Below are 4,395 nucleotides of genomic sequence, written 5' to 3' on the forward strand. Positions count from 1 at the left end.
TGAACTACGAGGAAGGCGGCGAGAACTGCACCCTGCATGGCGATGCCGCCTCCGAGGCCTTCCTCTCCGAGATCACCGGCGCCCAGCCCTGGCCGGGACAGCGCCACTGGAACATGGAATCGATCTACGAATACGGCGCGCGCGCCGGGTTCTGGCGGGTGCACCGCGCCCTGCGCGACCTGCCGGTGACCGTCTACGGCGTCGCCACGGCTTTGGCGCGGGCCCCGGAACAGGTCAAGGCCATGAAAGAGGCCGGTTGGGAGATCGCCAGCCACGGGCTGAAGTGGATCGAACACAAGGACATGACCGAGGCAGAGGAACGCGCGCAGATTCGCGAGGCGATCGCGCTGCACACCGAGGTCACCGGCACACCGCCGCGCGGCTGGTACACCGGGCGCTGCTCCATGAACACGGTCGATCTGGCCGCAGATGAGGGTCAGTTCGCCTATATTTCAGACAGTTACGCAGATGACCTGCCCTATTGGCACCGGGCGAACGGCCGCGACCAGCTGATCGTGCCCTACACTATGGATTGCAACGACATGCGCTTTGCGATCCAGGCCGGGTTCACACACGGCGACCCGTTCGAGGCGATGCTGAAGGATTCCTTCGACATTCTCTACGCCGAGGGCTCAGAGGGCGCCCCCAAGATGATGTCGATCGGCCTGCATTGCCGCCTGGTCGGCCGGCCCAGCCGGATGGCCGCGCTGAAACGCGCGCTGGCGTACATGCAATCCCACGAGGGTGTCTGGTTCGCCACGCGCCTGCAGATCGCTGAACACTGGACAAAGGAGCACCCGCCGATGACCCGCCAACGCCCCTCCGAGATGGACCGCGACAGCTTTGTGGCGGAATACGGTGGCATCTTCGAGCACAGCCCCTGGATTGCCGAGGGCGCCTTTGCGCTGGAACTGGGTCCGACCCATGACACCGCCACGGGCGTGCATGCGGCGCTGGCACGCGTGTTCCGCGCCGCGGACGAGGACAAGCGTCTTGGCGTGCTCACCGCGCACCCCGACCTTGCCGGCAAGCTGGCCGAGGCCAAGCGGCTGACGGCGGAATCGACGGCAGAACAGGCCTCTGTCGGGCTTGATGCGCTGACCGACGAGGAACGCGCCACCTTTACCGAGTTGAACACCGCCTACACGGACAAGTTCGGCTTTCCCTTCATCATCGCGGTCCGCGACAACACCAAGGCCACGATCATGGAGGCCTTCAAACGCCGGGTCGCCAACGACCGCGAGACCGAATTCGCAGAGGCCTGTCGCCAGGTGGAGCGCATCGCCGAGCTGCGCCTGGAAGAGAAGTTCGCCGCATGAGCCGCAGCATCGTCGCAGAGCCCCTGACCCGCGAGGCCTTTGCCGGTTTCGGCGACGTGCTCGACACGGCGGGCGAGGCAGACAAGCTCATCAACCAGGGACTTTGCGGCCGCTACCACGACCGCGCGCGGCTGGACTTTGCCGACGCGCGCGCAGGCGTCAGCCTGTTCAAGGCAGAGCCGCGCAACCTGCCCCTGAAACTGGACATGGTCGAACGGCATCCCGACGGCAGCCAATGCTTCATTCCCATGAGCATGGACGGCTTCCTGGTTGTCGTCGCCGGGGACGAAGGCGGCAAACCGGGCACCCCGCGCGCCTTCCTGAGCGCCCCCGGGCAGGCCGTCAACTTTCACCGCGGAACCTGGCACGGCGTCCTGACGCCGCTGGTGGCGCCCGGTCTTTTCGCGGTGGTGGACCGGATCGGAGAGGGGCCGAACCTGGAAGAACACTGGTTCGAGGCGCCTTACGAAATCAAAACCTGAATGGGCAGTCGGAGGAGGAGCCGGCACCCGTATTCATTGGAGGAAAGAACATGGCCGATACATCCATCGGGACACCGGAGCAGCTCCGCGACCCGAATTACACACCGCCCATCGCCAAGGCGGTGCCACTGGGGATCCAGCACGTCCTGGCCATGTTCGTTTCGAACGTGACCCCGGCCATCATCGTCTGCGGCGCGGCGGGCTTTGGCTTTGGCTCGAATTCGCCCGACTTTCCGCAAATGATCTACATGATCCAGATGTCGATGTTCTTTGCCGGCATCGCGACGCTGTTCCAATCCATCGGACTTGGCCCCATCGGGGCGCGGCTGCCGATCGTGCAGGGCACGAGTTTTGCCTTTATTCCGATCATGATCCCGCTCGTCGCGGGCAAGGGCGTGGATGCCATCGCCGTGCTGATGGGCGGTATTCTGGTCGGCGGGTTGTTTCACGCAACGCTGGGCCTTTTCATCGGCAAGATCCGCTTTGCCCTTCCGCCGCTGGTCACCGGACTGGTGGTGACCATGATCGGTCTGGCGCTGGTCAAGGTCGGGGTTCAGTACGCGGCGGGCGGCGTTCCGGCCATCGGCACGCCCGAATACGGATCGGGCATCAACTGGCTGATGGCGGGTACGGTGATTTTCGTGACGCTGGGGCTGAAGTTCTTTGCCCGTGGCATGCTGTCGGTTTCGGCCGTATTGGTGGGCCTGCTCGTGGGCTATGCGCTGGCCTTCGTGCTGGGTCAGGTGAACCTGGGCAACGTCGGCCGCGCCGCGCCTTTCGCACTGCCGAACCCGCTGCATTTCGGCCTTGAGTTCTCTGTCGCGGCGGTTGTCGGCTTCTGCCTGATGTCCTTCGTCTCGGCGGTGGAAACCGTGGGCGACGTTTCGGGCATCACCAAGGGCGGCGCGGGCCGCGAGGCGACCGACAAAGAAATCCAGGGCGCGACCTTTGCCGACGGTGTCGGCACGGCGATCTCTGGCCTGTTCGGCGCCCTGCCCAACACCTCGTTCAGCCAGAACGTCGGCCTGATCGCCATGACCGGCGTCATGAGCCGGACCGTCGTCACCATCGGCGCCTTTTTCCTGATCCTCTGCGGCCTGGTGCCCAAGATCGGCGCCATCATCTCCTCGGTCCCGATCGAGGTTCTGGGCGGCGGCGTGATCGTGATGTTCGGCATGGTGGTCGCGGCGGGTGTCTCGATGCTGTCGGACGTGCACTGGAACCGCCGCAACATGGTGATCTTTGCCATTGCCCTGTCGCTGGGCCTGGGCCTGCAGCTTGAACCCGACGCGCTGCAGTACCTGCCCGGAACGGTCAAGGTGCTGGCAACCTCTGGCATCCTGCCCGCGGCCCTGATCGCCATCGTGCTGAACCTGGTCCTGCCGCACGAACTCGCCGATGAGTCCACCGAAGAAGTCTCGGGCGGAATGGCCGGCCACGGGGACGGATCGCTCAAGCAGAGTTGATCTACTCCACGAGAAACGACCAAGGCCCGCTGGTGTCCAGCGGGCCTTTTTGCATCATCTCCCGGTTGCCGTTGCACTCCCCATGCGAAGGGGTCTCCACGGCAACCAAAAGCTCCCGACCGGATATATTGTCAGCCCCTGCAACGTCTGTTCCGAGGCCATCTTGGACAATGCGGCACACATGACTACACAGTGACGTATGACGATGATCCAAGACCTAGAGCAGATAGTGACCTCGGTCCTTCCGGCCGACCCCAGCTTCCGACTGGTCGGACGCGAGGAGTTGGAATTTCACATCAACGAAGCCCGGCAAAATGCACTCGCGAACTCGAAGGATGCGTTCCTGCTTTCCCTGATGCGCCTTCTGGCTTTGCCGGGGAACGGTCACACGCGCCTGATCCCAAACGATGCCATCTTGGTTCTCCCTCTAAGGTTCGCAACCATCGGCACCACTGTGCGCCTGCTCGACGCCGCGTCGGGTTTCTCTGATGCGATTGGGGGCGATTTGATATCCATCAATGGTGTTCCCGTAGGCGAAATCGAGGTTGCCGCAGAGAAATTTCTGGCGGGGACGCCGCAACGAAAACGCGTCATCGGGCCAATCCTGTTTGCATGGCCAAGTGCATTGCGGCACCTGGGCGTTCTTTCGGGCGGCGACGCAATCGAATACCGGGTACGAAGCCGGACGGGGGAGCTCAGCGAACTACTTCTGAATCCCGCGAATTTGGTGCCCGGCTCCACGCTCTATCCTCGCGGTGAACACGGAAAAGCCGACGCATCCTGGACGCCCAAATCCTTTCTGAGGACGAAAGACTTTGGTCAACCCGGGATCTTATTGGCCCTTCCGAGCTTCTTCGACCCCGGCGAAACCGCACTTCCGGTTGCAGTTTCCGAGGCTGCAGACGTGGTAAGATCGCGCCCGGGCACGCCCCTGATCATTGACGTTCGCGGAAATACAGGGGGCGACTTTCTTCAGACCATGCCTTTGATCGACGCGATCTCTGAGGGTGCGGAAGGCCGGCGGGTCGGTTTGCTCATCGACAAATTCACCTTCTCTGCCGCTATCGTCTTCACCGCCATCCTGAAGCACCGCCTGGGAGAACGGCTCGTCCTGATCGGGGAAGAGAT

4 protein-coding genes are annotated in these 4,395 nt (G+C 63.3%); all 4 read left to right on the top strand.

All coding sequences use genetic code 11. The annotated features are described in order from the left end of the window. Positions 1-1,319, top strand: a 1,319-nt coding sequence (gene puuE, locus PVW46_RS23980) for an allantoinase PuuE (RefSeq protein WP_274578018.1), incomplete at its 5' end; no start/stop codon positions are given. Then, positions 1,316-1,801, top strand: a complete 486-nt coding sequence (locus tag PVW46_RS23985; protein WP_069210920.1) for an ureidoglycolate lyase — start codon at positions 1,316-1,318, stop codon at positions 1,799-1,801. The genes puuE and PVW46_RS23985, both read left to right, overlap by 4 nt. 50 nt (positions 1,802-1,851) lie before the next feature. After that, entirely contained in the window at positions 1,852-3,267 is a 1,416-nt protein-coding gene (locus PVW46_RS23990; protein ID WP_043137159.1) for a uracil-xanthine permease family protein, read from the top strand. Between the two features lie 199 nt (positions 3,268-3,466). Further along, on the top strand, positions 3,467-4,395 hold a 929-nt coding region (locus PVW46_RS23995; RefSeq protein WP_274578020.1), incomplete at its 3' end, for a S41 family peptidase.

It is taken from the genome of Mameliella sp. AT18 (assembly GCF_028807275.1).
Lineage (GTDB): Bacteria > Pseudomonadota > Alphaproteobacteria > Rhodobacterales > Rhodobacteraceae > Antarctobacter > Antarctobacter albus.

Bases quoted from the DNA above. Each gene is read 5' to 3' on its own strand.
- PVW46_RS23985 (WP_069210920.1), top strand. From the start codon at position 1,316: ATGAGCCGCAGCATCGTCGCAGAGCCCCTGACCCGCGAGGCCTTTGCC.
- PVW46_RS23990 (WP_043137159.1), top strand. From the start codon at position 1,852: ATGGCCGATACATCCATCGGGACACCGGAGCAGCTCCGCGACCCGAAT.